Source organism: Arthrobacter sp. P1_H7 (genome assembly GCF_056405215.1).
The window spans coordinates 180,343-206,039 of record NZ_JBFUCO010000012.1 but is presented as its reverse complement, the minus strand read 5'-3'; the positions used below and the strand labels follow the sequence as shown (position 1 = coordinate 206,039).

Sequence of the window (25,697 nt, the reverse complement as noted above, 5' to 3'; positions counted from 1 at the left end):
AGCCCTCCACACCACGCTCGAAAACAGGCTCTAAGCACTAAGACACACCGGCGTCGACCGCGGCACCGCCATCATCCGCCGCTACCCAACCCAGCCACAAGGCCGTTTTCTCAAACCACAACGCCGCGAAGCGGCTCCACAGCTCGAAACCTTAGTGCCTCAAAACGCTAGGGATATGAGACTAAACAGCACCGTCCTCGAGGTACGTCTAGCAGGTCCTTTTGCTTTTTATACCCCGGCCATTGGAGCCGGAACGAATCACTGCGGCCTGCTACGAAGATGTGTGGGCCGGACTTCGATCGCAAAATTACTTTGAAGGTGTGTGTGTTTGTCCCCTCGGCCCGAAGTTGGCTTTGGCAACACACTGATTCATGCGCTGTGTGGCGCGCGTAGGCGCGTGCGGCTCGGACTCGGTCGCCGCATCGGGTTGAGCACCATTGCCGGCGTGCGTGGGTGCGGAGGAAGAATCGCTGGCACCCGTCCGCTTCGCAGGACGCGACCGCCGATGCTTGGTCGCCGCTTAGGAGTTAGGCAGCGTCGTCGGCGATGACGGCCATGACGTGCTCGACGACCCGTGTCACGGGATGGTTGGCGCTGCGGGTAAAACCTGCTTCCGGGTCGAACTGAAGCAGGAGCGCCCAGGGTGCACAAGTCAGCGCACGATTTAGAGCCTGCACGGCCGCTGTCGTGTGGACGTCTCCAGTGGTGTGCGCGGTGAAGAGATCGCGCAGGGCTGCGAGCCTGCCCCGGGCAGTGCTCCTCCAGTGCAGAATCTGATGCGATGAGGTCACGTGCCAACAGCCGAGCCGTGGCGGCCTCAGGGCTGTTCAGTTCGTCGTAGCGCCTGCCTCCGGGCAGTTCGCTTGCGCTATTGACCAGTGCGAGGCTGGGATGCTCTTCGGCGCCTGGTGCGGCTGCAAAAACTGGCGCCGTTTCGTCGATTCATGCTGGCCGAACGACGAGAAACATTCCTCCGCTCTGACCGCTTTAGGGACGCCATAAGAAAATTCGGAGCAAATTGAGGCTGGCGCCATAGCCTGCAGCACCAAGACCTGCGAGACCGAGTCGCTGCCAGTCCCTGGGTACCGTTCTGGCCGTCCTAGCGGGCTCCAATCAAGTTGACACAATCAAGCCATGGCACCCATCCGGCCATCGTCATGGCCTTTACGCGGAGATGGCCGAGACCGGTGCGCCTGCCGAGCTCTTCGAGCAGGTGCATTGGCGGGTCCAGATCCAGCTCGGGGTCGCTAAGTTCCCGGTGGCCGAGTCCGTGTTCGAGCAACTCGTAGGAGTACATGCCGTAGCTGGCGGCGATCCGCCGCAGCCAGGAGGACAGCGATTCCGTTTCTGCCGGTGCCTGGTGCAGGGGCCAGCGTTCTGGCGGTCTCACATCAGTTCTCGTTCGAACAAGCGCCGCCTTTGGGTGAGTCCTGCGTAGTCGGCCATGACCAGGGTGCGGTGATTGATGCTTTCTTCACCGCTTTCCACGGCGGCGATCGCCCCGTCGGCATCGTATCGAGACCTCGTTGGTTGAGGGCGCTTCCAGGCTTTGATGCAAGTGCCCGGCTGGATTTTCCAGCCGGGCACTTGCTCGCCCTTGGTCAGAGGTGCGTTGTCGTCCAACTCCTCACAATCCTCAAACTGCAGTTATGGATATGTCCGAATGCCGGGGTCATCGCACTTTCTTCACGGGGAGGATCGTTAGCGCGCCCAGCAGGGCAATGACTGCCGCCACGGCAAGCAGGAGGTCATAGCTGCCTCCGCCCATTGACAGGAGTACGGCTGAGACCGCGGGGGCAAGTGTCTGGGGACCTGCCATGGCAACGTTGAATACTCCGAGGTCCTTGGCCGTGTCGTCGGGGTTAGGGAGGACGTCAAGGACGAGGGCCAGGTCAACAGCGATGTAAATGCCGAAGCCGATGCCGATGACAAGTTCGGCCCAATAGAACCCGCTTGTGGAGGCGGCCAGGCTCAGCATCCACGTGCCGATACCGAAGATTAGGGCTGAGATCCAGATGAATACCTTTCGCCGACCAGTCCGGTCCGATATCCATCCGGCGATTTGCCCTGCGGTAACGAGGGCCAGGGTGTAAATGAGGACACCGGTTGCCAGGGCGCCCGCCGCGTCCTGTTTGGAAAGGCCCAGGTCCTGCTGCAGGTACAGGAGCCGGAACGTGACGAACATGAACATTGCCAGGACAACGAGAAAGCGTGAGATCCAGGCGAATGCGAAGTCCGGGTTCTGGCGGGGGTTTACCCAGAAGGTCTTCAAGGCGGTTCGCAGGCCGCCTTCAGATGCAGGCCGGCGTTCCATCGGCTGGTCCGGCAGTACGAATGCAAAGACAAGGACCAGGACCAGTGCGAGGACTCCGGGAACCAGGAAGAGCAGGAGCATGTTCTGTCCGAAAAGACTCGCCGAGTACGCTGCCCCCAAGGAGGCGGCCTGGGAGGCAATGCCGATCATGCCGCTGACTTTGCCGCGCTGCCATTGGGGTACTTGGTCCGCCAGGGTGGCCGTATGTGCAGCGACCGCAGCGTTGCCGAGGGCCTGCGCGAAGAACCAGCCTATGCCTAGAACCACGACATTTGGTGCCATGGCAATGACGGTCAGGCATGCCAGGAGTCCCAGCGCTCCAGCGACCATCCATGGGCGGCGGCGGCCGAAACGACCGATCGTGCGGTCGCTGAGCCGGCCAAAAACGGGATCAAAGAGGAGAGCGGCGAAGGCGCCCATCGAGATGACGACACCGAGCGTAGAGGCAACTTCAGGTGGTGCGACCAAGGACTGCACCTTGATCGTCATCCCGGCCGCGATCGGCATAAAAAGGGCGATCATGAGCCCCAGCCGGGCCAGCACCATCGTCGCGATGACGCTTGCTTTTGCCTTTTCGACGGGTAGTGGGGCAGCGGACCAAGCCTTGGACGCTTCGGGTCCTGCAACAGAATCAGACACAACCATGGGTCTCATTGCTTTCTGTGGGAGATATCCGAGCCAGAGAAGCCCGGTGTGATAGAAACCACAGTACAGGATACCGACCGAGTGCGCGGTCTGTTTATCAAAACGTTACTTTTCATCTCGGAGTATCATCGCAAATGATACCGACCGTGCACTCGGTCGGTTGTGCTAGTCTTGTGATTCAGCACACAACTTCACTGGTCACCCGGCCAGCCGCTACCTTTGACGAAGGAGTCTCACGATGAGCGTCCACGCCCCTGATGTTCCACACCCTGCGCCTTCCCCCGGAAAGGCTGACCTTGTTCTCATTGACGAAGCGCTCAGGTCACTTGATCTGGCAGGGAAAATCAGGCTGCTGTCGGGAGCGAAGATGTTCAGCCTCTGGGCCGAACCATCCATTGGCCTGAAAGAAATCGTGATGTCCGATGGCCCCACGGGTGTCCGCGGGGAAGAAGTTGTCGGCGGTCGCGAGAGTTGCCTGCTGCCGAACGCCACACTGCTGGCACAGTCCTGGAGTTCGGAGGTCCTGGAGGAGGTTGGCGCGATCCTCGCAGAAGAAGCAATGGACCAGCAGACCCACATCGTCCTGGGACCCACGATCAACCTCCACCGCAGCCCTCTGGGTGGACGGCTCTTCGAGTGCTTCAGCGAGGACCCGTACCTGACGGGTGTCCTCGCGGCCGCATATGTCCGCTCGTTGCAAAGCAGGGGAATCGGGGCGTCCCCGAAGCATTTCCTCGCCAACGAATCCGAGACCCAGCGCACCACCGTCGACTGCGTAGTTGACGAGAAGACGCTCCGCGAGCTTTACCTGCTGCCCTTCGAAATAGTGGACCAGGACGCACATCCGTGGACCCTTATGGCCTCCTACAACAGCATTAATGGTGTCACGGCAACGGAGCACGGCGAGCTCATCAATGACATCCTGAAGCGGGAGTGGGGCTTTGACGGGCTTGTCATGTCCGACTGGTTTGCCACCAAGCGGGCAGCCGAGAGTGCAAATGCCGGCCTGGATCTGGTGATGCCCGGGCCCGAAACGGTTTGGAGTAAATCCCTTGAGAAAGCCGTCCGTTCCGGTGCTGTCGCGGAAGAAACCGTCGATGACCATGTCCGCCGCCTACTGATTCTCGCGGCCCGGGTTGGGGCCTTTGGGCAACTGCGCAGCTGGCCGACTGACATTCCCCGTCCTGACAGCAGCCTGCGCCGGGAGCAGCTGCGGCGGATAGCCGCCCATGGCATGACCGTGCTAAAGAACAAGAACTCCGTGCTTCCTCTCGCCAAAGGAACCGGCAATGTTGCAGTCATCGGACGCCATGCCACCGACACCGTCGCTCAGGGAGGCGGTTCCGCCCGGGTTCGCCCCCCGCATGTAGTGACTATTGCCGACGGCCTCGCATCCGCGCTCTGGCCAGGCGGCGTCACCGTCGTGGACGGAGTCGAAACCAGGACAAGGATGCTTTCCGCACCAGCCTCAGTTGTGCGCGATCCCGTCACCGGCACTCCGGGCATGCGGGTCCGGGCTCTCGACGAGGAGGGCAACGTCCTGGAGTCCCGGCACTTTGGCGTGGCCGAGCTTGAGGTAGCCGACGACGGTTGGCTTGCCCAGGCAGCCCGGATCGAACTTTCCGCCGAGGTTGCCTTGCCCTCGCCGGCCCGGATGCGCGTGGGCGTCATCGGGCCCGGCCAGTGGACAGTAACAGCACCGGGCCACCACGAGTCATTCACAGTAACCCCTCACGATGGCCCGGGCGGTGGCCTTCACAGGCCTAAGAGCCACGCTTCGGTCGTGCCCATGGAATCCGGGGCACGGATCACCGCCACAACGGGACCGCACTTCGAGATGAGGATCATTGGGCTCGTGGTCACGACTGCCGCCCGGCCGGCCGCAGCTGCAATCCGCGAGGCTGTGGAAGCGGGAGCATCTGCTGACACCGCGATTGTCGTCGTCGGCAACACCCAGGAACAGGAAACCGAAGGCCAGGACAAAAAGACGCTGGCTCTGCCCGGGGAGCAGGACGCACTGGTCGCCGCCGTCGCGGCCGTTGCACCACGTACCGTCGTCGTCGTAAACGCCGCCACCCCAGTGCTCATGCCCTGGCTCGATGACGTCGACGCCGTGCTCTTCGCCGGGCTTCCGGGGCAGGAAGCAGGCGACGCAGTCGCGGCAGCGCTCACCGGGGAGATTGAGCCGGCAGGGCGTCTCGTCACCACCTTCCCCGTTCACGACGGCGAAGGACCGGCCTGGGAAACAGCACCTTCGGGGGGGCGCCTGGAGTACACGGAAGGGACCGATGTGGGGTACCGCGGCTGGCACCAGTCTGGAGTCAGACCGTTGTTCTGGTTCGGGCACGGTCTCGGTTACACCACCTGGGACTACACCTCCACGCAGATCATTGACCGCGACGAGGCAGGGGTCAAAGCCGTGACCGTCGCCCTGACCAACACGGGCCAGCGATCCGGAAAGGAAACCGTGCAGGTGTACCGCATCCCCCGCGACGACGGCCAGCCCGTACGTCTCATCGGCTGGGGCCATGTTTCCCTCCACCCTGGACAGAGCGGTACTGTTCACATCAACTGTGATCTGCGAACCCAGCGGATCTGGGATACGGACGAACACCGGTGGCTGCCGCTTTCCGGCGGTTCCATCGTGATTGCACGTGGCCTCGGCGATCCCCGAATCACGGTACCGCTCGAGAACGGACAGGAGTCCTAAGGTATGTCTTACCCACCCGGATACCGCATCGAACGCGAGCGAAACCGCTCCGAAAAGGCCGGCGATATCGCCAGGGCCAAGGCCATCCAAGCAGCAATTGAGCTGTTCTCCACCAGCGGCTACAACAAGACATCCATCGCCGAGGTTGCCCTGCGGACCGGACTGTCCCAGTCGGGCCTGCTCCACCATTTTCCAAACAAGACCGCGCTGCTTGCCGCCGTGCTCGAACAGCGGGAAAAGGAAGACAGCGAATTCCTCTTCGGAGAAGGGGCCGCACCCTTGGGGTGGGCAGCATTCGACTCCCTAGTTGCCCTCGTCGCCAGAAACTCCACCCGTCCAGAGTGGATCGGCCTGTTCGTTCGCATCTCCGCAGAAGCCACCGAAACGAGTCACCCCGCAAACCAATGGATGCTCGATCACTACCGCAGTACCAGGCAATGGCTTACCCAGGCGATCGAAGACGGCAAGCGAACGGGCGAAATTCTCCCTGACGCCCCCGTCGACGCCATCGTCCGCAACACCATTGCCGTCCTCGACGGGCTCCAGCAGCAATGGGTGGCCGAACCGCACACCATGTCAATGGTCACAGAGCTCCGCGTATACCTGGACCAGCTCCGCGCTGCTTGGGGAACCCCCCAAAAGTAACGCTCGAGACGCGCCGGCCGACTGCCCGGACCGGCATCCCGGATCCGTGCACCGCAGGCCGGGGCGCCTCGCGTTTACCACACCCCTTTAGAAAGTGAAAGGAGCGCGCCACCATGCCCGCCCTCCCCCAGCATGTGTTCGACTTCATCTCCCAACCCAACCCCGCAGTCATGGCTACAGTCGACCCCGACGGACGTCCTGTAAGCGTCCAGATCGTCTACCTGATTGAAGATGCCGAGCACATCCTCCTGAGCATCGCTGCAGGTAATTCCCGAGGCGGCCGCCTCCAGCACCTCCGGGATGACCCCCGCATGTCACTTACGGTTCTCAAGAACAATGGCTGGACAGACGCCGTCACCCTCCTGGCAACCGCGGTCGAATTTTTTGAGGACGAAAACCTTCAGATCATCGACGCCATGACGGCTCACTACTTCGGTGGTCCCTACGCGATCCGGAATCCCCGCACCGCGGTCAGGGTCCGCATCGACGAATGGATCGAACACTCCAATGCGGTGTTCCAGGTGCAGCCGAAGAAAGGCGAGACAGTTGGCTGAACTAAACCGCTTTCCCAAAGTGGTATTCAGCCAGGGAAATGAACCGGATGCGCGTTTCAGCCTCGCCAATGAACGCACCTTCCTGGCCTGGATCCGCACAGCACTGGCTTTACTCGCCAGCGGGGTCGCTCTCGAGGCACTCGGCCTCGGTATCCACTCCGGGTACAGGCTTACCGCTTCGGTCCTGCTGATCGTCGCCGGGATACTCTCAGCCATCCAAGCCTGGACCGGATGGAAAAGGACCGAACAGGCCCTCCGGAAGAGTTCCCCCCTTCCCTCCGGCCCGTGCTCGCTCCCACTGACGGTTCTACTGGTGTCGGTCGCGGTCCTTATTCTGCTCGGAATCCTGTTCAGATGACCCCACTATTCGACCCCGGCCTCCAGCCAGAACGCACCGGGCTTGCCTGGCAGCGCACTTGTCTGTCCTTACTTGTCGGCTCGCTGGCCGCGATGAGGGTCCTGCCCCCGGCTCTCGGGCCATGGTCGCTGCTTTTGGCTCTCGCAGGTGTTCTCGAAGCAGTCATTTTGCTGCTCCTGGTCCGGCGGAGATACCTCTGGCAGCACCAAACCCTCACGACCTTTCACGGCGAACCGCCCCAAGCCGCCGACGGGCTCCTCCCGGCCGCCCTTGGCTTCACAACCGTGGTTGCCGGGGCTGTTTCACTGGCCCTGGTCCTTACCATTCGGACTTAAGGACGGCATAAACACTACTCCAGCTCCCCTCGCATGGGCAGGACACGATTTGGCTCGTTGGGTGAATCCAAACCCTGCCAACGATGTATCCCTCGAGGATATGGAATACCGGTCCGAGCTATCCGTGCTGCGCCACTACATCGAGAACAGGCTTGCAGCCTTCACGCTGGCCGTCAGCACCAATGACCCAACCGCACTTAAGTCCCTGTTGCAGTCAGTTGGTGTAAGCCTCATAGGGCCGAGCCTAAAAGCTCGGCCGCTGGAGGCCTTGGACATCATCAACTACCTATCTCCCTGGAACCGTCGGTCCCTCCTGACCACAAGCAACCTCACCGTCCAATGCTCCGGGGTATCCCTCCGGTACGCTGCGGTATACCAGCTGTGGCCAACAGCACCTGCCACAAACATTGGGGCGATTTCTTTTGGGATGTTCCGGGGAACCATTGACCGTCTGCGCGGAACGGTCTGCAGGGATCAGTTCATCGGGCCAGCCCTGCCGGTATTCATACGATTCCACGACCGGCACAGCCGCTGCTTCCCTGAAAACGGGAATGATGAGCTTGCCAAACTCGTCGGGCTGGAGGACCTCAAACAGCACATTCCGGCCGACATACGTCGAAAAGCCGTCAGCAAGATCCGCGCCGACAAGGCCCGGCAGGGCACCCACAGACACGATGCCGGTGAACTCGCGGTTCACGAGCAAATGCGCCACCACGTCAGCGACGTCCAGGTGTGAACTACAGGACGACGCGTAGTCTTCATGCAGCGGATAGCGCAGCACTCCCTCCCCCTGACGGGCTCGAGCAACGGCGGCAGCAACAGCACATTAAATTCCGGTGGTCGGCCATCTCTTGGCGTCACTTTGGATCGGCCGAATAGATCGTCCGAAGCGACAGACTCAGTTCCAGGTCGGAGCTCAGCTCGCGCCTCCAGGAGTATCCAAACTCGAGTTCTCCAACATATGTAAATAGGTTCTGATGCCCGGTTCAGACCTACCGCCGATAATTTCTCTTATCGGCGGTAGGTGCCAAAAACCCCCGTGTTTTCGCGGATCTTTCCGCCCCAGCCAACGCCCCTGGCAGAGAGATACCGGCTTGCCGAATGTAAACCCTGCGAAGAAAGCGCACCAAAGTAAGCAGCTAGGACCACCACGACACGAGGATCCACCTGCCTGCTGAACGTGCCCCGGCGGACTTTCTTGCCACCACGTCGAGGCTGTCCCCTGCCCTCAGACCTGGAAGTTCTGAGGGGGTGCCGGAAAATACAAGATGTGACGTGGTCCCATTCTCGGGCCATGCGTGCTGATGCTGCAGTCCGGCCGACACCGGGTGAACCAGCGAGCAATCAGCGCGGGCGCGAGGACGGAGGCGAATCCCGGTAATCAGCCCGACGAGAACCGGAAGTCTAGATACCCCACGGTTCTAAGCTGTCAAGCGGCTTGGAGTTCAAGGGTCTGGTTGGTGGTGTGCCAGGCGGTGTCCTCGTTGTAGGTGGTGTGGCGGCGGAGGCAGCCGTGGAGGATCCCGACGAGCCGATTGGCCAGGGCGCGGAGGGCCTGGTGGTGCGTGGCGCCGCGTGAGCGGCGGGCGTCGTAGTAGCCGCGTGCGCCTGGTGAGGCGCTGAGTGCGGCGAAGGCCTGCAGGTCCAGGGCGCCGAGCACCGGCCCCAGACCCGGCTGACTGAGGTAGACCTCAGCGTCCGGGTGCCGGCCAAAAGATTCCTCCACCTGCCTCTGCAGGACCCCGATTTGGGTGTTGAGTTCGTGGATGACAGCAACGAGGGCTGCCGTGGTGGCCGTGTAGGCGTCCTCGATCCCCCGGGCGGGCGGGCAACTGCCGGGAGTGCAGCGCCTCAACGATTTCGCCGGAGCGGGCAGCCACGTAGCGTTGCCGACCGGCGTGCTGCAGAAGCGACTGGACCTTGGTGGACGTGAGCCGGGCCCCGGCCTGCGGGCCGGGTGCGGCGCCGAGCACAGCCATCGCGTCCCGTCCGTGCAGGTCCTCGCCGAACGCGGCCAGCGCGGCCGGGTAGTACTCGCGCAGGTTCGAACGCAGCACGTTCGCCTGCCGCTGCCGGGCCCAGATCAGTGACTGGTGGGCCCTGGCCAGGACCTTGACCTCCTCCGCGACGCCGCTGTCCGCGGCGATCGCCCGGTGCAGCCCCCGGTCAACAGCCACGATCCGGGCCAGCACCAGCGCGTCGCCCTTGTCGGACTTCGCCCCGGCCGCGCCGGTGCGTTGCCGGTAGCGGGCAGACTGCGCCGGGTTGATCGCGTAAACGGTATAGCCGGACGCCAGCAGACCCTGCACCCAGGGCCCCCGGTCGGTTTCAATCCCAACGAGCACATCGGCCGGCGCCGCGCCGTCGGGCAGATACCCTCCGATCACGGCATGCAGCGTCTCGAGCCCGGCCACGCCCTCATCGAGCCTGCGGTGCGCCAGCAACCGGCCCGCCTCGTCCACGACCGCGATGTCGTGGTGGTCCTCCGCCCAGTCGTCGCCGATGAACAGCATTGTCCCGGTCCTTCCGTTGTGGACTCGTCCCGGGCCGCTACGCGGGGGAGGAAGGAACTGGCTGCGGTCTAATGGATCAGTGCTCTACGGCACGACACCCCACCAGCGCTACAGGCCCACCCCACCAGCCGGCGGGGGCACGATCTAGACCTAGGCCTCGACAAGGGCCAGGCGCGGCAAGTGCTCACCCACCAGCGGCTCGGATACCCAGCATGCCCCCGAAGGGACCTGCGGGTACACCCCCATTAGGCGTAGCTGGGCTCGACATTGAGAGCAAATCCTTCCCATCTGGCCTCTGTCGCGCGGGAAACAGTGACGGTTTTTTGGCTTAGGCTGTCGTTCGTCGCGCGGCGACCCGCCCGCGCACCGTGGTCCCGCAGGACCACGTAACCCAGAACCACCGGAGGTCTAAATGTTTGTGGAAATCGACGACTACGTCGTGAACCTGGCGAGGGTCGACAACATCGCCATCTCATGTTGCGTTGACGACACGGAAGAGAACCCTTGGGATCTGTCTATCGAGATTGGCGACGATTTCGAATTGAGAGACCCGGTATGGCTCCGTCAAGGGTTCTCCACCGAGAACCGTGCAAAGAGATTCAGGCAAGATGTCATCCGCCGGGCCTTCGCCACTGGAATCTGCACGGCCGAGGACATGGATGAGATCTTTGAGGTGGCCCAACAACCAGTCTGAGTCCACCGGGTTCCGGAGAAAGGCTGAGTCGATCCAGTCGGCGCAAACAATCCGGGGGAGATGAAAACTGAAGCCGCTCGTTTCTGGCACCACTACATGAGTACTGGTTCACCCGGGACACCTGGTGGGAACCCGGCGTAGCGCGGCCGTCGGGAGCGGCGACCTGGTGAGCATCGAATTGTGGCGGGTCCAGGTCCATCTCGGGTCCAACACGGCCCTTAGGACCTTTACGCTGCGCCGCACCCCCTGTCCACCCACTGGCTGCTGGAACACATGCGTGACTAGCCTCGGCGGCCACAGTGACCCCTCAAACGATCAGCGGTCAAACCTGGGTCGGGATCCGGGCTGCTCGCGCAGGCGCAAGGCTGGCACTCCGAAGCCTACCCGGAGATGTGCAGGTGAGTTTCTCGCTTCGGGTGCGGGCGTCCGCACCGGATAGTTGACGTTGGACGAAACCTGAGGTCCGGCACATGAAAGAACGTGAGCTTGTGTTTCTGCAGGTCCGTGATGCCGTCTGTGAGGGGCCTAAGGGCGGCCACAAGGCCCCTGAGCCAGCACACGGCCAACGTTCTGTAAGCCATCCCTGAGCCAGACGTGGGGCAGGCGCCCCAGCCGGCGACAGAGCCACCAAAGCCGACCTTCCGAACGCCAGAGGAAGTCGCACCCGCCCTGGGCATCATTAAGTCAAAGCTGCGCAGCTACTGCAGAACCTCAGGGATCCACACCCGGCTCGGCAAACGAATCCTGCTGCACGTGGACGAGGTCCAGCGCCTAGTGGCTTGGATCCGCGACAACCAGAACAGGCCCGACGAGTGGCGGACCGAGCCAGAGCACGATCCATTCGTGTAGCCGCTCTTCCGCCCGCCGCACCTCGCAGACGGCCCAGACATGTAGACTGAAGTGCAGTTGTACCTGTGGATAAGAGGGTGCAGAACAATCGGAATTCTGTGGATAACCTGTGGAATTCCCATTTAGATTTAGTGGGCGACCGTTGCAACGGTCCGTAGCGGGGGAAGCGGTGAGGCACGAATGGCGAATGTTCATGACGTGGCGGCCTACATTTTGAAGAAGAAGAGCAGCATGTCAGCGATGAAGCTGCAGAAGCTCGTGTACTACTCCCAGGCCTGGCACTTGGTGTGGGAAGAACGACCTCTCTTTAGCGAGCGTATTGAGGCGTGGGCCAACGGTCCGGTCTCCCCTGATCTGTACGCGAAGCATCGGCGGCAGTTTATGGTGAGCGACTGGTCTCAGTGGGGCAATTCTGACAACCTCGACGCTGGCGAAAAAGCTTCGATCGACAACGTCCTCGGATTCTACGGTGAACGTCCCGCGCACGAACTCAGCGAGCTGACGCACCGCGAGGATCCTTGGCGAAATGCCCGCGGGGATCTGCCGGCGGGAGCCAACTGCCGTACTGAAATCTCCCACGTCGACATCCACGAGTACTACGATGGGCTCGTCGGCACAAACCCGCTGTAATGGCCGACAAGCGGAGCCGAAATAAGAGCATACCGGCTGTCCCCCCAACAAATGAGAAGACACCATACGCCGATTTCCCCGGTCCGGGGCGTCTTCCTGTTGCCGCGCCACTCAACACTGAAGGACACCTACGGTTCCGCTTTGCGGACGTCGACCACGGCGGAAAATGGCCGCTTACAAAGATCGCCAAAGCTGATCACATCCAACTGCTTAAAAAGCTCAAGCACTATGAGCGCATGACCGTCCATGATGCCAAGCGGACGGGGGCCCTGGCGGACTATGACATGGCGAAATGTCCTAACAAGGACGCCACGAAACGCCTCGCAGAGCAGTTTAACGGGCGCGACGACTTGGCGCGGCTGAAGGTGACAGAAGTTCAGCGTCTCTTGGGCTTTCGGGTCGGCAATGAATTCAGCATCGTGTGGTGGGATCCAGGGCACGCGGTCTGGCCTTCAGGCTAAACGCAAGCTCGGGCACAACCTGGGCACATTTTGGGCACATCTGGTGTGATAACGGGTGATTTCGGGTGATGACTTTCCGTGGAATCTAGGGGATTTCCCTGCCAGCGCAGGCTAGGGAGAGGTTTCAAATCCCACCGTCACCGCCACATGTGAAAGGCCCTGCTTCCCTTTATTTACAAAGGGAAGCAGGGGCTTTTGCTTTTCCTGGAAAAGGGCCCCCGCTGTAACGCAGCAGTCACAGAACATTAGTGAACGGGTGTGGGCAACCGCATGTGGGGCCCTCTGGGCGCAGCAAGGCCGGGGCAACGCGCAGTTTGCGATCGACGCCAGCCGCCGGAGGCATTGGCGGGGATGCCATCACCTGCTACGATCCCCAGAATCCCCAAACGACCGCAAGCACGTCGCAATCACTCAGGAGGTTCGCGGTGCCGGACACCACCTGCCACATGTCGATCTCGCTGGACGGCTTCGTCGCCGGGCCGGACCAGAGCCGCGAGAACCCTCTGGGCAAGCGGGGGCTGGAGCTGCACCGCTGGCACATCGGCGACCCGCGAGCCAACGATGCCGACAAGGTCGCGAACGGCTGGCTCATGCGCCCGCGGGGCGCGTATGTGATGGGTCGGAACATGTTCGGCCCGATCCGCGGGGGCTGGGATGAGGAATGGACCGGGTGGTGGGGAGCCGAACCGCCCTACCACGCGCCGGTGTTCGTGCTGACTCATCACGGACATGACCCGATCCAGATGGACGGCGGGACCACCTTCCACTTCGTCACCGAGGGCTTCGACGCGGCCTACTCCGCAGCGCGCCAGGCCGCCGGGGACAACGGCGTGGACATCGCCGGTGGAGCCTCGACCGTCCGACAGGCACTGATCGCCGGCGTGATCGACGAGCTCACCCTCGATATCGCACCGGTCCTGCTCGGTTCGGGCGAGCGCATCTTCGACGGGGTTGAATCCTTCGGCTTCGAACCGGCCGAGGTGCTTCACTCACCGCTGGCCACCCACATCCGCTATCGCCGCGTCAGCTAACTCTGTACGCGCTGCCGGCCTCCCGCGCAGCAGGACGGTCATTCAGCCGGCTCGGGGCAGCAAGTGGCGACGGCGATACGGTCGGTGGACGAGCCCAGTGCTGTGGCGGGTGGACTTCGGGCCTCCCTACCAGAGAGGTGCGCCGTGCAGAGCAGGAAGAGAATGAGCAGGGGCCGCAAGGTATGGCTCGGCGTGCTGGCAGGAACGGTCGCCGCTGTCATTGCTTTCTTCCTTTGGGCATCGTGGAAGAGTGATCAGATCGTCGCTGAGCTCAAGTCGATTGCCGACCGCCTCCAACCAGGGCCGGGATGGGAGCCCTTGAGAACACAGAAGCCGGTGGGCAGCGCGCTGTGCATCCCGCTCGATGGACCTTGTTCCCAGTACGCATACCGTTGGGACACTCACCAGAAGTACCGGGAGGGTGACCTGGAGAAGTACATCCAGCAGGTGGGTTTGATGCCCCAGGAGTACAAGCCATGCGTCCGTGAGCAGAGGGTCAATGCAGGCGGACTGGACTGCCGGGGCATTGGAGTCATCGACGGCTGGAACGTACGCATTACGGTCACTGACTACGGTCAGGACGACTCCAACATTGTGCAGATCGTGGTCAACAAGTACGGCTACTGATCCTGGTTTTTGTGTTCGAGGTTCCGGCGAGCGCGGACAAACGCTCAGGTCTCCTCGTCGAGTTGCTCCATCTCCAGGCACGCGTCCTCGTAGGACACATCGCCGTTGCGGAAGGCCTGCTCGAGTTCCTTGGCCCTGCTGCGTGAATAGGCCGAGCCCAGCCTGCCCGTGATGCCGGCCTCCAGATAGTCCAGGCGCGAGTGCGTAGGCCGGTGGCCTTGGGCGACCAGGTTCCGGCAGATCGCAGTGCGGAACCAAACGCCAGGGTGCATCAAGCGATATGCGTAGGCTCTGGGATCGACTAAGTACATGCCTCCATGGTTCAACTCCCCGCTGAGAAGACCATGAGTTTCTTCTGGGTGATCTGGGCAAACGACTTCCCGGGACGGTCACAGACAAACAGGGAGGCCCWGCTTCCCTTGAGCACAAGGGAAGCAGGGCCAGTCTCCCGCCTACCCGCGAACAATCACCACGTCCAGGGTCCGCGGGCCGTGGACGCCTTCGACGCGTTCGAGTTCGATGTCGCTCGTGGCGCTGGGGCCGCTGATCCAGGTCTGCGGGCGGGTGCCGTCGAGCCGGCGGAGGGCCTCCGGAAGGATTGCGGTAATGTCCCCGGCGCTGACGATGCAGATGTGCCGGTCCGGAACGAGGCTGATGACCCGGCGGCCCTGGTCCGGGCCGGCGTCGAGGATGATGGTTCCGGTTTCGGCGACCGCGACGGCGCTGCCGGTCACGACGGCGTCCACCCCGTCCAGTTCCTCGACAGTCAGCCGGTGCCCGGGGGCGTCGGTGACGCGGCGGGAGCCGGCGTCGTGGACGTCCGCCTCCGCGAAGAGCGCCTGGTCGAGGCCGTGCGGCACGGCGTAGCGGCGTGTGCCCTCGAGCAGCGCGGCGAGCCGCTGCGGCGCCGCGGCCGCTTCCTCGACGAAGACGTTCGCTTTGTAGTCCAGGAGCCGGTCCGTCAGCAGCTCGATGAGCTCTTCCTCGCCCAGTTCGGAGGAGCGCCGGTAGTCGCGGGGCACCTCCGGCACGGCCGGGGCGTCCCGGAGGGCCGAGCGGATCCGGTCCAGTATGTCTGCGCGTGCGTTCACGGGTTCTCCTTCGGGCCGGGGGCCTCGGTGCCAGCAACCGGGGCGGCCCCTGCCCCAGGTCCGGCAGCCGGGGCCTGGTGGTCCTTGTCCCACCACTGCCGGAAGGACTGCGACGGCGGTGCGGGGATGTCCCGGCTCTGGGTCCAGCCGGCGGCGATGCCCGGCAGCTTGGTGATTTTCCGGTCCGGTCCGGCGGCAAGCCGGCCCAAGGGCAGCGCCTTCTCCACGAGGCCAAGGTTCGTGCCGGAGGACAGCGCCCAGGAGGCCGCCTTCATGCCGAGGTCCATCTGGCTCGGCACACGCTTCTTGCCGCGTTTGCTGTCCACGTCCTCGCCGCGCAGGTGCACCAGGATGTCCGGGATGTTGATCTTCACCGGGCAGGCGTCGTAGCAGGCCCCGCACAGGGAGGAGGCGTAGGGCAGGGAGTTGTTCTCCTCGGCCGTGATCCCGGTCAGCAGCGGGGACAGGATCGCGCCGATCGGTCCCGGGTAGGTGGATCCGTACGCGTGCCCGCCGGTGCGTTCGTAGACGGGGCAGACGTTCATGCAGGCGCTGCAGCGGATGCAGTGCAGCGCGGAGCGGCCCATTTCGTCGGCCAGGGCGGCGCTGCGTCCGTTGTCCAGCAGGACCAGGTGGACGTTCTGCGGCCCGTCGTCGGGCGTGACGCCGGTCCACAGCGAGGTGTACGGGTTCATCCGCTCCCCGGTGGAGGATCGCGGGAGCAGCTGCATGAAGACTTCGAGGTCCTCCCACCCCGGCAGCAGTTTTTCGACGCCCATGACGGTGATGAGGGTTTCCGGCAGGGTCAGGCACATGCGCCCGTTGCCCTCGGATTCGACGACGGCGAGGGTCCCGGAGTCCGCGAGGGCGAAGTTCGCGCCGGACACGGCCACCTTGGCGCTGAGGAACTTGCGGCGCAGGTGTGCCCGGGCGGCCGCGGCGAGGCGGGCCGGCTCGTTGGTCAGCTCCGGGTCCACGCCCTCCATTTCACGCAGGAAGATGTCCCGGACCTGGCTGCGGTTCTTGTGGATGGCCGGGACCAGGATGTGGCTGGGCTTGTCGTGGTCCAGCTGGACGATGAGCTCGGCGAGGTCGGTTTCGAACGCCGCGATGCCCTGTTCCTCAAGGTATTCGTTGAGGCCGATTTCCTGGGTGGCCATGGACTTGACCTTGACCACCTCGGTGGCGCCCTGGTCGAGGATGAGGGCGGCGACAATCCGGTTGGCGTCGCCGGCGTCCCGGGCCCAGTGGATGGTCCCGCCCCGGGCGGTGAAGTTCGCCTCGAACTGTTCGAGCAGCTCCGGCAGCCGGGCCATGACGGATTCCTTGATCGCCCGGCCCGCCTCGCGCAGCTCCTCCCAGTCGGGGAGTTCGGACACGACGGCCAGCCGCTTGTCCCGGATGGTCCGGGTGGCGTGGCCGAGGTTTGCCCGCAGCTGGGGGTTGCCGAGCTCGCGGCGGGCCGCTTTCGGGAACGGTTCGTGTTCGTGCAGGTTGCCGATGCCGAAGACCGGCAGGGACGGCATCCCCAGGAATGTGCCGCTCATCGTGCGGTCCTTCCGGTGGTGAGGCGGACGTCGCCGGAGACGGCGGCGGGATTCTCGAGGGTGCTGGCCAGGATCTCGGCGAAGTGCATCGTGGTGACGCCGCTGCCCTGCCGGGACAGTCCGCCGCCGATATGCATCAAGCAGGACGCGTCGCCGCCGGCGCAAAGGTCGGCGCCCGTGCCGCAGATGTTGGCGGTCTTGTCCGCGAGCATCGCCGAGGACACGTCCGCGTTCTTCATCGAGAAAGTGCCGCCGAAGCCGCAGCACTGCTCGGCCTCGGGCAGCTCGGCCAGCTCGATGCCGCCGACCGAGCGCAGCAGGTCCAGCTGCCGGTCGCCGAGCCGGAGCAGGCGCATGCCGTGGCAGCTGGGGTGGTAGGTGATCCGGTGCGGGAAGTACGAGCCCAGCTGGGCCGCGGCATCCGTGACGCCCAGGACATCCACCAGGAGCTGGGAGAGCTCGTAGGTTTTGGCTCCGACGGCGGCGGCCCGGGCTTCCAGCCCGGCGTCACCGCAGCGGCGGGCGACCATGGGGTGCTGGTGCTTCACGGAGGCGACACAGGAACCGGACGGTGCGACGGCGACGTCGTACTCATCTTCTTCAAAGGCCTTCACATGGTTGGCGACGACGGGCAGCGCCTCCTTGAAGTAGCCGCTGTTGACGTGCATCTGCCCGCAGCAGGCCTGGCCGGCCGGAAAGATGACCTCGTGGCCGAGGCGTTCCAGGATGGACACCGTGGCGCGGGCCGTGGCCGGATACATGGCGTCCACAATGCACGTGGCGAAGAGTGCGATCCTCACAGGGCACCTCCGGCGCTCTGATGTGCGGCCCGGTGTGAGGGCACGTACTCCGCCGGGTGCTGGGAGGCACGCACCACGGCGCGCAGCTCCCCCAGCCCGCCGCTGAGCACGCCGGCGGCGCGGGCCTGGACGAGGACGTTGCCCAGGGCCGTGGCTTCCACGGGTCCGGCGATCACGCGTTTGCCGGTGGCGTCGGCGGTGAGCTGGCACAGGAGCCGGTTCTGGGATCCGCCGCCCACAATGTGCACGACGCCGGCCCGGACGTCCGCGAGCCGTTCGGCGTCGGCGATGGTCCGGGCGTAGCCGGCGGCAAGGCTGTCCAGGATGCACCGCACGATGTGCGCGGGATGCACCGGCAGGACAGTGCCGGTGTTGCGGACCGCGGCCCGGATCCGTTCGGGCATGTTGTCCGGGGCGATGAAACAGGGGTCGTCGGCGTTGATGACCGGCCCGCCGGGCGGCAGAGTCGCGGCCGCGTCGAGCAGTTCCTCGAGCCCCGGCCGGTAGCCTTCGGCGGCCCAGGTGCGCTGGCATTCGCTGAGCAGCCAGAGACCGCCGACGTTGCGCAGGTAGCGGATGGTGCCGTCCACGCCGCGTTCGTTGGTGAAGTTCGCGATCCGGCTGGCCTCGGTCAGGACCGGGTGGGACAGTTCGACGCCGACCAGGGACCACGTGCCGGAGGAGATGTAGGCGAAGTCGGGCCGGCCCGCCGGTACGGCGGCGACGGCGGAGGCGGTGTCGTGCGAGCCAACGGCCACCACCTTCGTGGCGGCGGGAAGTCCCAGCCGTGCCGCGGTCTCCGGGAGCAGGGTGCCGAGGATCGCGCCGGGCTGGATCAGCGGCGGGAACAGGTTCGTGGGCAGGTCCAGGGCGGTGAGGAACTCCGTGGCCCACTCCCCCGCGACGGCGTCGAAGAGCCCGGTGGTGGAGGCGTTGGTGGCCTCGGTGCGGCGCTGGCCGGTCAGCAGGAACCCGATAAGGTCCGGGATGAGCAGGGCCTGCAGCCCCTCCAGGACCGGCTCCGTGGCGAGCTGGTAGATCGTGTTGAACGGCAGGAACTGCAGCCCGGTGGTGGCGTAGAGCCGGGCCGGATCGAGTTTTTCGTGGACCCTGGGGATGGCGGCACGGGACCGGTCGTCGCGGTAGCTGAACGGCGCCGCGACCAGTTCACCGGCGTCGTTGACCAGCCCGTAGTCCACGGCCCAGGTGTCGATCCCGATGCTGGCGATGTTCTCGCCGCGGACCGCGGCCGCCGTGGCGGCGGCCCCGAGTCCGGCGAGGACCTCGGCGAACAGCGCGTCGAAGTCCCAGCGGAGGCCGCCGTCGAGCTCCTTGACCCCGTTGGGGAACCGGTGCACGGTCTCCAGCTCGGCCCTCGCCCCACCTGGACTGCCCGCGACCCTGCCCAGGATGACCCGGCCGGAGGACGCCCCAATGTCGATTGCGACAAAAGCACTGCGGGCAACGACACCGGTATCCGCTGGTGATGCGGTGCTCATCGCAGGAAGGCCGCGGCCACGCCGGCGTCCACGGGGATGTGGAGCCCGGTGGTGTGGGAGAGCTCGCTGCCGGTGAGCACGGCGGCGGCGTTGGCCACGTTTTCGGGCAGCACTTCGCGCTTGAGCAGGGTGCGCTGGGCGTAGTACTTGCCCAGTTCCTCTTCCTGCACGCCGTAGACGGCGGCGCGCTTGGCGCCCCAGCCGCCGGCGAAGATCCCGGAGCCGCGGACCACGCCGTCGGGGTTGATGCCGTTGACCCGGATCCCGTACTCGCCCAATTCCGCGGCGAGGAGCCGGACCTGGTGGGCCTGGTCTGCCTTGGTGGCGGAGTAGGCGATGTTGTTCGGGCCGGCGAACACGGAGTTCTTGGAGGAGATGTAGATGATGTCCCCGCCCATCTCCTGGCCGATCATCACCTTCGCGGCGGCCTTGGCCACCAGGAACGAGCCCTTGGCCATGACGTTGTGCTGGAGGTCCCAGTCTTTTTCCGTGGTTTCCAGCAGCGGCTTGGAGATGGAGAGCCCGGCGTTGTTGACCACCAGGTCCAGTCCGCCGAAGGCCAGGACGGCTTCCTGGATGGCGGCGGCGATCTGGGCTTCGTCGGTGACATCGGCCTGGACCCCGATCGCGACGTCGGCGCCGCCGAGTTCCGCGGCCACGGCCCGGGCGTTGTCCAGGTTCAGGTCCGCGATGACCACGCACGCGCCGTCCGCGGCGAAGCGGGTGGCGATCGCCTTTCCGATGCCCGACGCCGCCCCGGTCACCAGGGCGATCCGGCCGGCGTGGGATTTCGGCTTGGGCATCCGGGCCAGCTTGGCTTCCTCCAGGGCCCAGTATTCGATCCGGAACTTCTCGGACTCCTCGATCGGGGCATAGGTGGAGACGGCTTCGGCGCCGCGCATGACGTTGATGGCGTTGAGGTAGAACTCCCCCGCCACGCGGGCGGTCTGCTTGTTCGCGCCGAAGGAGAACATGCCGACGCCGGGCACCAGCACGATCGCCGGGTCCGCGCCGCGCAGGGCCGGGCTGTCCGGGGTCGCGTGCCGGTGGTAGTACCCCTGGTAGTCCTCGCGGTAGGCAGCGTGAAGTTCCTTGAGCCGGGCCACGGAGTCTTCAACCGGGGCGTCGGCGGGCAGGTCCAGGACCAGCGGCTTGACCTTGGTGCGCAGGAAGTGGTCCGGGCAGGACGTGCCCAGGGCCCCGAGCCGCGGGTGTTCGGCGCTTTCGAGGAATTCCAGGACGGCGGGGTGGTCGGTGAAGTGCCCCAGCTGCGGCTTGTCGGTGGAGGCGAGTCCGCGGATCACGGGGGCCAGGGCGGCGGCCTTCGCGCGGCGCTCGGTCTCCGGGAGGGCGCCGTAGCCGGGCAGCTTGGGACCGAACGGTTCGTTCTTGCCGTGGTCCTTGATGTACTGCTCGGCCTGTTCGATGATCCACAGCGAGTTGGCTTCGGCTTCCTCGCTGGTGGCGCCCCAGGCGGTGATGCCGTGGCCGCCCAGGATGGTGCCGACGGCCTGCGGGTTGGCGTCCTTGATCGCGGCGATGTCCAGGCCGAGCTGGAAACCGGGGCGCCGCCAGGGCACCCAGGCCACTTTCTCGCCGAAGATCTCCTTGGTCAGGGCCTCGCCGTCGGCGGCCGTGGCGATGGCGATGCCGGAGTCCGGGTGCAGATGGTCCACGTGCGCGGCGTCGACCAGGCCGTGCATGGCGGTGTCGATCGACGGCGCGGCGCCGCCCTTGCCGAAGAGGCAGTAATCGAACGCGGCCACCATGTCGTCTTCACGCTCGACGCCGGGGTACACGTTTTTGAGCGCCTGCAGCCGCTCCAGCCGCAACACGGCAAGGCCTTCGGCCTTCAGCGTGCCCAGGTCCCCGCCGGAGCCCTTGACCCACAGGAGCTCGACGTCGTTGCCGGTCACGGGATCCTTCGCGGTGCCCTTGGCGGAGGTGTTGCCGCCGGCGAAGTTGGTGTTCCGCTTGTCCGCGCCGAGGCGGTTGGAGCGGGAGATCAGTTCTTCAACAGTCTTGTTCGTTGTGTCTTGCATATCTGTGTTCTGCATGTTCATGCCTAAGCGCCCCATCCGGCCTGGTGGCCGCCGACGCGGTCCTCGTTGATCTTCTTCTGGTAACCGCTGGCCTTGAAGGCGGCCATCGGGTTCGCGGGCAGGCCGCGGGATTCACGCCACTGCGCCAGAGCGGGGCGGACATCGGTGTAAAAGGCATCGTTGAAGATGCCGTTGGCGGCCAGGACGTCGCCGCTGCGCTGGGCCTCGGCCAGCGCATCGGTGTCGATCAGCAGGGCGCGGGCGGTCATTTCCTGGACATTGAGCACGGACCGGATCTGGCCCGGGATCTTTTCCTCCAGGTTGTGGCACTGGTCCAGCATCAGGGCGACGTTTGAGTTCTGTCCTGCGGACTTGCCGAAGCCGCCGCCGCGGATGACCTCGTGCATGATCCGGAAGAGCTGGAAGGGATCCGCCGCGCCGACGATCAGGTCATCGTCCGCGTAGAAGCGGGAGTTGAAGTCGAAGGAGCCGAGCTTGCCCAGGCGCAACAACTGCATGACGATGAATTCGATGTTGGTGCCGGGGGCGTGGTGGCCGGTGTCAAGGCAGACAAAGGCTTTCTCGCCCAGGGCCAGGGTCTGGGCGTAGGAGGTACCCCAGTCCGGAACATCGGTGTGATAGAACGCCGGCTCGAAGAACTTGTACTCCAGCACCAGGCGCTGCTCGTCGCCCAGGGCTGCGTAGATTTCCTGCAGCGACTCGGCCAGGCGGTCCTGCCGGCCGCGCATGTCGTCCTGGCCCGGGTAGTTGGTGCCGTCCGCGAGCCAGATCTTCAGATCCCGCGAGCCCGTGGCGTTCATGATCTCAAGGCACTCGAGGTGGTGGTCGATCGCGCGGCGGCGGACGGCCGGGTTCAAGGACGTCAGGGAGCCGAACTTGTACTCGTCGTCCTGGAAGGTGTTGGAGTTGATGGTGCCGAGTCCCACCCCGAGGTCCGCCGCGAACTCCTTCAGGGCCGCGTAGTTATCCACTTTGTCCCAGGGGATGTGCAGCGCCACGGTGGGCGCGAGTCCGGTGAGTTCGTGGACTTTCGCGGCGTCGGCCAGCTTTTCGTGGACGGTGCGCGGTGTGCCGGGGGTGCCGAACACCTTGAAGCGGGTGCCGGAGTTGCCGTAGGCCCAGGACGGGACCTCGATGGCGAGTTCCCCGAGGCGGCCGAGGGCCGTTTCTGTGGTGTTCATGACTGTTCCTTTTGCGGTTGGTGGTTGTCCCCGGAGGCGTTGGCCGCGGACAACTGGTCCTCGAGATTGAAGATTTCGGTGAGCTGGAGGAAGCCCTGGTCCGGCGCTCCGGCGAGGTCGTCGAAGAACCCGCCCATGTCGGCCTGCCAGCGGGCGTTGACGTCAGTGGCTGCCATCCGGGCCTGGGCTTCGGTCAGGCTGTCCGTTTCGAAATAGCCGATCAGGAGCCCGTCGGGCCGGAGGAAGAGTGAGTAGTTGTTCCAGCCCGAGGCCTTGAGGGCCCGGAGCATCTCCGGCCAGACGGCGGCGTGCCGGCGGGTGTATTCCCCGATCAGCGCGGGCTTGACCTGGAGCTGGAAGCAGACGCGTTGCGTGCTCATGAGAGCACCACGTGGCGGTGTTCGATGCCCAGCAGGGATGCGGCGGCCTTGATGTCGGCGGCGCGGTGGCCGACGCACAGGGCCCAGTGGTGGCCGATTCCGGTCTGGCTCCAGACGTCCACCCAGAGCCCGGGGTCCCCGCCGAAGTCCACCCTGGAGGTCGTGTTGCCGATCTGCAGGAGCGGGCCGGGAACCACCTCGCCTTCGGAGGTGACGAACACGTAGCTTCCGTCCGGATCCTGGCCGAGGCCGAAGGTGGTGACCGGACCGTGGCGAACATCGAATTCGACCGAGACGCCCCAGCCGCGCTTGCCGTGGTAGATGCCGAGCCCGCGCAGGAGCGGGTCCTGGGCGGACACGGCGAGGTGGGCCGGGCCGTCGTGTCCCATTTCGACCACGTTGTCCAAAAAGTTCAGGGCCTGGATCTCGGTAAATGAACCCCCGGCGCCGATCGCCTGGGCCGCCAGCATGGCAATGGAGGTCCGCAGCTCGAACTCGCCGGCCATCGGGATGCCCCGGGCCGTCAGGATGGAGGAGCCCAGGATCATCCCGGCGCCGAGCCGTTCGTGCTGTTCGCCGGCCAGTCCGCGGTGATAGTAGGCCACGGAGTCGAGGTCGAAGTCCTCCACCAGGCGGTCCAGGCCGACGGACACCTTCGCGCCCCACGCGAAGTCGTCGTCGTTGACGGAGTCATCCACAACGAAAAGTTCGCGGGCGAGCCCCAGCCGTTCGGTCACCTCCGCCTCCGTGACGGCGTTGACCCGTTCGCGGAGGTCGTCGAATTCCAGCACCTCCACGTGGGAGCCGAAGGTGGTGGACACGGTGGTGAGGTCGGTGGCGACATCCAGCATGCCCGGATAGAGGTGGCCCATGAGCCCGTGCCGGGCATTGCGGAGCCGGGCGCGGACGCCGGCGGCGTGGACCCATGCGGTGATCCGCTCCCAGGCGGACTCCTGCTTGAGGTGCCCCGAGACGGAGCGGAACTCGATCCCGGCCCGGCGGAAGACGTTGGCGACCTCCGGCACCGGGCACTGGCCGCAGTAGGCCAGCCACTTGCCGGTGTCAAAGTTGGCGTGGTCCATCGCTTCGGTTGGCTGCAGGTCGATCACCAGGACGGGGGTCTTCGCGCGCTGGGCGATGGGCAGGACCATGGAGGACGTCAGGTACGTGGTGAGGAAGATGACGATGAGGTCGCAGTCGGCGACGCGGAGCTTTTCGCCGGCCGCGGCGGCTTCCTGCGCATCGGAGATGAAGCCGGTGTCGACGACGTCGGCGTCGAGCTCCTGGAAGCGACCGGTGACGTAGCGGACGGACTCCCGCAGCTGCGGCAGCAGCTCCGGGAACTGGGGCCAGTAGGCGCCGAGACCGCCGGAGACCAGCCCGATGCGGGTGGGGCGGCGCCGGTGCGGTTGCAGCAGCCGGTCTGCCGGTTGTTTCTGGTTCATGTGGGGGGGCCTTCCGGCATGAAATGGGGATCTTGGGCTCCGGAATGCGGTTTCCGGGCACGGCTGTGGAGAAGGCGCCGTGGGCCCGGTGCTGCGGCACCGGTGAAGTGGAACGGGGTGGGTGGAAGGAACGAGTGCCGGGCGGGCTGTCGGCGGCCCGCCCGGCCGCTCGGGATAGGTCAGGAACGGATCAGAAGTTGTACTTGTCGATGTTCTCGGCGTTGAAGACCGTCGGCGGGCCGACGATCACCAGGCCGCCCTTTTCGACTTTGCGTTCGCCAAGCTCGCCGGCCGTGAAGGTATCCCCTTCGGCGCCGGTGATCTTGCCGTCCTGGAGGGCCTTGCCGGCGAACGCGGCAACGTAGCCAAGCTGTGCCGGATCCCAGAGGGCGAACTCCTTGACGGTGCCGTCCTTCACGAAGGGCCGCATTTCATTCGGGAGCCCCAGCCCGGTGAGGGCCACCTTGCCCTTGTACGCGGACGTTGAGAGGTACCGGGCGGTGGCGGCGATGCCAACGGTGGTCGGGGAGATGATGCCCTTCAGGTTCGGGTGGGCCTGCATGAGGCCCTGGGCTTCCTGGAAGGACTTGGTGTCGTTGTCATCGCCGTAGACCTTGGCCACAAGCTTGATGTCCTTGTACGCGGGATTGGAGGCGAGCTCCTCCTCCATGTACTTGATCCATTCGTTCTGGTTGGTGGCGTTGGCGGTGGCGGACAGGATGGCGATCTCGCCGCTGCCGCCGATCTGCTCGGAAATCAGCTTGGTCTGGATCAGGGCAACGTCCTTGGCGACGACCTGGCTGATGAAGATGTCGCGGCAGTCGGGGTTGGTGTCCGAGTCGAACGCGACGATCTTGGCGCCGGCGGAGCGGGCTTCGCCGAGGGCCGTGCAGACGGCGTCGGGGTCATTGGCGGCAATCGCGATCACATTCGTGCCGGCCTGCGTCTCGGCGTTGATGAACGAGACCTGGCTGGAGGCGGAGGCTTCCAGCGGACCGACGACCTGTGAGGAGGCGAATCCTGCCTCGGTGGCGCCCTTCTTGCCGCCGCCGAGGACAACGTCCGTGTACGGGTTGTTCAGCTGCTTGGGGATGAAGGTGATCTTCTGGTCCCCGCCGCCTGCCGAGGGGCTGCTGGTATCGGTGGAGGATGCCGAGCCGCTGTTACAGGCTGTCAGCGCCAGTGCCGCCACGGCGGTGATGGCCACCATGCTTCCCAGTCGGCCGGTCCGGCCCTTGTTCTTGCGGTTCAACATCATTGTTCTTCCCTTTTCCTTCGTGCGGTCGGTACAGCCGGTCCCAGGCGGGCGCGGTTTGTGGTGGTGC

25 protein-coding genes and 2 pseudogenes are annotated in these 25,697 nt (G+C 64.9%); 11 read left to right on the top strand and 16 right to left on the bottom strand.

From position 1 onward, the window contains the following. Positions 1-167: 167 nt before the first annotated feature. The 5 genes and pseudogenes from AC1DXI_RS14275 to AC1DXI_RS14255 all read right to left on the bottom strand — a co-directional run. Positions 168-443: pseudogene (locus tag AC1DXI_RS14275) on the bottom strand (hypothetical protein); the annotation flags it as partial. An 84-nt stretch (positions 444-527) separates the two neighbouring features. Continuing rightward, positions 528-791, bottom strand: a complete 264-nt coding sequence (locus AC1DXI_RS14270; protein WP_230118805.1) for an ABATE domain-containing protein — start codon at positions 789-791, stop codon at positions 528-530. A gap of 308 nt (positions 792-1,099) precedes the next feature. Beyond that, the gene (locus AC1DXI_RS14265; RefSeq protein ID WP_230118804.1) at positions 1,100-1,390 is read right to left on the bottom strand and encodes a TniQ family protein; all 291 of its coding nucleotides are present in this window, start codon (positions 1,388-1,390) and stop codon (positions 1,100-1,102) included. Further along, a complete protein-coding gene (locus AC1DXI_RS14260; protein ID WP_230118803.1) occupies positions 1,387-1,623 on the bottom strand; it encodes a hypothetical protein in 237 nt (78 codons plus the stop codon). The genes AC1DXI_RS14265 and AC1DXI_RS14260 overlap by 4 nt, the downstream gene beginning before the upstream one ends. Before the next feature lie 49 nt (positions 1,624-1,672). Further along, positions 1,673-2,959 carry an MFS transporter gene (locus tag AC1DXI_RS14255; protein ID WP_476939184.1) on the bottom strand — a complete coding sequence of 429 codons (1,287 nt, stop codon included), beginning with the start codon at positions 2,957-2,959 and terminating at the stop codon, positions 1,673-1,675. A gap of 238 nt (positions 2,960-3,197) precedes the next feature. Between AC1DXI_RS14255 and AC1DXI_RS14250 the strand changes: the two genes are divergently transcribed. The 6 genes from AC1DXI_RS14250 (at position 3,198) to AC1DXI_RS14225 (ending at position 8,297) form a co-directional block, all read left to right on the top strand. Continuing rightward, positions 3,198-5,669, top strand: a complete 2,472-nt coding sequence (locus AC1DXI_RS14250; RefSeq protein WP_476939183.1) for a glycoside hydrolase family 3 C-terminal domain-containing protein — start codon at positions 3,198-3,200, stop codon at positions 5,667-5,669. A 3-nt stretch (positions 5,670-5,672) separates the two neighbouring features. After that, entirely contained in the window at positions 5,673-6,314 is a 642-nt protein-coding gene (locus AC1DXI_RS14245; RefSeq protein ID WP_476939182.1) for a TetR/AcrR family transcriptional regulator, read from the top strand. Positions 6,315-6,427: 113 nt separating this feature from the next. Continuing rightward, on the top strand, positions 6,428-6,868 hold the full coding sequence (locus AC1DXI_RS14240; protein ID WP_230118801.1) for a pyridoxamine 5'-phosphate oxidase family protein: 441 nt from the start codon (positions 6,428-6,430) through the stop codon (positions 6,866-6,868). Continuing rightward, positions 6,861-7,226 (top strand): YidH family protein, encoded by a 366-nt coding sequence (locus tag AC1DXI_RS14235; RefSeq protein ID WP_476939181.1) that lies wholly within the window; start codon positions 6,861-6,863, stop codon positions 7,224-7,226. The genes AC1DXI_RS14240 and AC1DXI_RS14235 overlap by 8 nt, the downstream gene beginning before the upstream one ends. Then, positions 7,223-7,561 carry a DUF202 domain-containing protein gene (locus tag AC1DXI_RS14230; protein WP_476939180.1) on the top strand — a complete coding sequence of 113 codons (339 nt, stop codon included), beginning with the start codon at positions 7,223-7,225 and terminating at the stop codon, positions 7,559-7,561. Before AC1DXI_RS14235 ends, AC1DXI_RS14230 begins: the two co-directional genes overlap by 4 nt. A gap of 61 nt (positions 7,562-7,622) precedes the next feature. Then, positions 7,623-8,297 (top strand): hypothetical protein, encoded by a 675-nt coding sequence (locus tag AC1DXI_RS14225; protein WP_476939179.1) that lies wholly within the window; start codon positions 7,623-7,625, stop codon positions 8,295-8,297. Positions 8,298-8,990: 693 nt separating this feature from the next. Here AC1DXI_RS14225 and AC1DXI_RS14220 read toward each other — a convergent pair. Next, positions 8,991-10,074: pseudogene (locus AC1DXI_RS14220) on the bottom strand (IS110 family transposase). 412 nt (positions 10,075-10,486) lie between these two features. Between AC1DXI_RS14220 and AC1DXI_RS14215 the strand changes: the two are divergent. From AC1DXI_RS14215 to AC1DXI_RS14195, 5 genes are all read left to right on the top strand, one after another. Further along, complete coding sequence (locus AC1DXI_RS14215) at positions 10,487-10,768, top strand: hypothetical protein (protein ID WP_230118797.1); 282 nt, start codon at positions 10,487-10,489, stop codon at positions 10,766-10,768. Positions 10,769-11,815: 1,047 nt separating this feature from the next. After that, positions 11,816-12,247: a Panacea domain-containing protein gene (locus AC1DXI_RS14210; protein WP_230118796.1), complete on the top strand. Its 432-nt coding sequence runs from the start codon at positions 11,816-11,818 to the stop codon at positions 12,245-12,247. Further along, the gene (locus AC1DXI_RS14205; protein WP_230118795.1) at positions 12,247-12,708 is read left to right on the top strand and encodes a hypothetical protein; all 462 of its coding nucleotides are present in this window, start codon (positions 12,247-12,249) and stop codon (positions 12,706-12,708) included. Before AC1DXI_RS14210 ends, AC1DXI_RS14205 begins: the two co-directional genes overlap by 1 nt. Before the next feature lie 425 nt (positions 12,709-13,133). Further along, positions 13,134-13,739, top strand: a complete 606-nt coding sequence (locus AC1DXI_RS14200; RefSeq protein WP_476939178.1) for a dihydrofolate reductase family protein — start codon at positions 13,134-13,136, stop codon at positions 13,737-13,739. Between the two features lie 144 nt (positions 13,740-13,883). Next, positions 13,884-14,366, top strand: coding sequence for a hypothetical protein (locus AC1DXI_RS14195; protein WP_476939177.1), 483 nt, complete (start codon positions 13,884-13,886; stop codon positions 14,364-14,366). Between the two features lie 44 nt (positions 14,367-14,410). Here the strand turns inward: AC1DXI_RS14195 and AC1DXI_RS14190 are convergent, their stop codons facing one another. From AC1DXI_RS14190 to rhaS, 10 genes are all read right to left on the bottom strand, one after another. Next, the gene (locus AC1DXI_RS14190) at positions 14,411-14,638 is read right to left on the bottom strand and encodes a hypothetical protein (protein ID WP_476939176.1); all 228 of its coding nucleotides are present in this window, start codon (positions 14,636-14,638) and stop codon (positions 14,411-14,413) included. 180 nt (positions 14,639-14,818) lie between these two features. After that, positions 14,819-15,457: a LutC/YkgG family protein gene (locus tag AC1DXI_RS14185; protein WP_476939175.1), complete on the bottom strand. Its 639-nt coding sequence runs from the start codon at positions 15,455-15,457 to the stop codon at positions 14,819-14,821. Next, positions 15,454-17,004 (bottom strand): LutB/LldF family L-lactate oxidation iron-sulfur protein, encoded by a 1,551-nt coding sequence (locus AC1DXI_RS14180; protein ID WP_476939174.1) that lies wholly within the window; start codon positions 17,002-17,004, stop codon positions 15,454-15,456. The genes AC1DXI_RS14185 and AC1DXI_RS14180 overlap by 4 nt, the downstream gene beginning before the upstream one ends. Beyond that, positions 17,001-17,804 (bottom strand): (Fe-S)-binding protein, encoded by an 804-nt coding sequence (locus tag AC1DXI_RS14175; protein WP_476939173.1) that lies wholly within the window; start codon positions 17,802-17,804, stop codon positions 17,001-17,003. Before AC1DXI_RS14175 ends, AC1DXI_RS14180 begins: the two co-directional genes overlap by 4 nt. Then, positions 17,801-19,303, bottom strand: a complete 1,503-nt coding sequence (locus tag AC1DXI_RS14170) for a rhamnulokinase (protein WP_476939172.1) — start codon at positions 19,301-19,303, stop codon at positions 17,801-17,803. The genes AC1DXI_RS14175 and AC1DXI_RS14170 overlap by 4 nt, the downstream gene beginning before the upstream one ends. Then, a complete protein-coding gene (locus tag AC1DXI_RS14165; RefSeq protein WP_476939171.1) occupies positions 19,300-21,345 on the bottom strand; it encodes a bifunctional aldolase/short-chain dehydrogenase in 2,046 nt (681 codons plus the stop codon). The genes AC1DXI_RS14170 and AC1DXI_RS14165 overlap by 4 nt, the downstream gene beginning before the upstream one ends. A gap of 23 nt (positions 21,346-21,368) precedes the next feature. Beyond that, on the bottom strand, positions 21,369-22,547 hold the full coding sequence (rhaI, locus tag AC1DXI_RS14160) for an L-rhamnose isomerase (RefSeq protein ID WP_476939170.1): 1,179 nt from the start codon (positions 22,545-22,547) through the stop codon (positions 21,369-21,371). Continuing rightward, a complete protein-coding gene (locus AC1DXI_RS14155; protein ID WP_018774291.1) occupies positions 22,544-22,927 on the bottom strand; it encodes an L-rhamnose mutarotase in 384 nt (127 codons plus the stop codon). The genes rhaI and AC1DXI_RS14155 overlap by 4 nt, the downstream gene beginning before the upstream one ends. Further along, complete coding sequence (locus tag AC1DXI_RS14150; RefSeq protein ID WP_476939169.1) at positions 22,924-24,372, bottom strand: arabinose isomerase; 1,449 nt, start codon at positions 24,370-24,372, stop codon at positions 22,924-22,926. Before AC1DXI_RS14150 ends, AC1DXI_RS14155 begins: the two co-directional genes overlap by 4 nt. Positions 24,373-24,562: 190 nt before the next feature. Beyond that, positions 24,563-25,630, bottom strand: coding sequence for a rhamnose ABC transporter substrate-binding protein (gene rhaS, locus AC1DXI_RS14145; RefSeq protein WP_459383813.1), 1,068 nt, complete (start codon positions 25,628-25,630; stop codon positions 24,563-24,565). Positions 25,631-25,697: the final 67 nt, after the last annotated feature.

Excerpts from the sequence above, each read along its gene's own strand:
- AC1DXI_RS14255 (WP_476939184.1), bottom strand. The coding sequence starts at position 2,959 with ATGGTTGTGTCTGATTCTGTTGCAGGACCCGAAGCGTCCAAGGCTTGG.
- AC1DXI_RS14250 (WP_476939183.1), top strand. The coding sequence starts at position 3,198 with ATGAGCGTCCACGCCCCTGATGTTCCACACCCTGCGCCTTCCCCCGGA.
- AC1DXI_RS14245 (WP_476939182.1), top strand. The coding sequence starts at position 5,673 with ATGTCTTACCCACCCGGATACCGCATCGAACGCGAGCGAAACCGCTCC.
- AC1DXI_RS14240 (WP_230118801.1), top strand. The coding sequence starts at position 6,428 with ATGCCCGCCCTCCCCCAGCATGTGTTCGACTTCATCTCCCAACCCAAC.
- AC1DXI_RS14230 (WP_476939180.1), top strand. The coding sequence starts at position 7,223 with ATGACCCCACTATTCGACCCCGGCCTCCAGCCAGAACGCACCGGGCTT.
- AC1DXI_RS14215 (WP_230118797.1), top strand. The coding sequence starts at position 10,487 with ATGTTTGTGGAAATCGACGACTACGTCGTGAACCTGGCGAGGGTCGAC.
- AC1DXI_RS14205 (WP_230118795.1), top strand. The coding sequence starts at position 12,247 with ATGGCCGACAAGCGGAGCCGAAATAAGAGCATACCGGCTGTCCCCCCA.
- AC1DXI_RS14190 (WP_476939176.1), bottom strand. The coding sequence starts at position 14,638 with ATGCACCCTGGCGTTTGGTTCCGCACTGCGATCTGCCGGAACCTGGTC.
- AC1DXI_RS14180 (WP_476939174.1), bottom strand. The coding sequence starts at position 17,004 with ATGAGCGGCACATTCCTGGGGATGCCGTCCCTGCCGGTCTTCGGCATC.
- AC1DXI_RS14170 (WP_476939172.1), bottom strand. The coding sequence starts at position 19,303 with ATGAGCACCGCATCACCAGCGGATACCGGTGTCGTTGCCCGCAGTGCT.
- AC1DXI_RS14165 (WP_476939171.1), bottom strand. The coding sequence starts at position 21,345 with ATGCAAGACACAACGAACAAGACTGTTGAAGAACTGATCTCCCGCTCC.
- rhaI (WP_476939170.1), bottom strand. The coding sequence starts at position 22,547 with ATGAACACCACAGAAACGGCCCTCGGCCGCCTCGGGGAACTCGCCATC.
- AC1DXI_RS14155 (WP_018774291.1), bottom strand. The coding sequence starts at position 22,927 with ATGAGCACGCAACGCGTCTGCTTCCAGCTCCAGGTCAAGCCCGCGCTG.
- AC1DXI_RS14150 (WP_476939169.1), bottom strand. The coding sequence starts at position 24,372 with ATGAACCAGAAACAACCGGCAGACCGGCTGCTGCAACCGCACCGGCGC.
- rhaS (WP_459383813.1), bottom strand. The coding sequence starts at position 25,630 with ATGATGTTGAACCGCAAGAACAAGGGCCGGACCGGCCGACTGGGAAGC.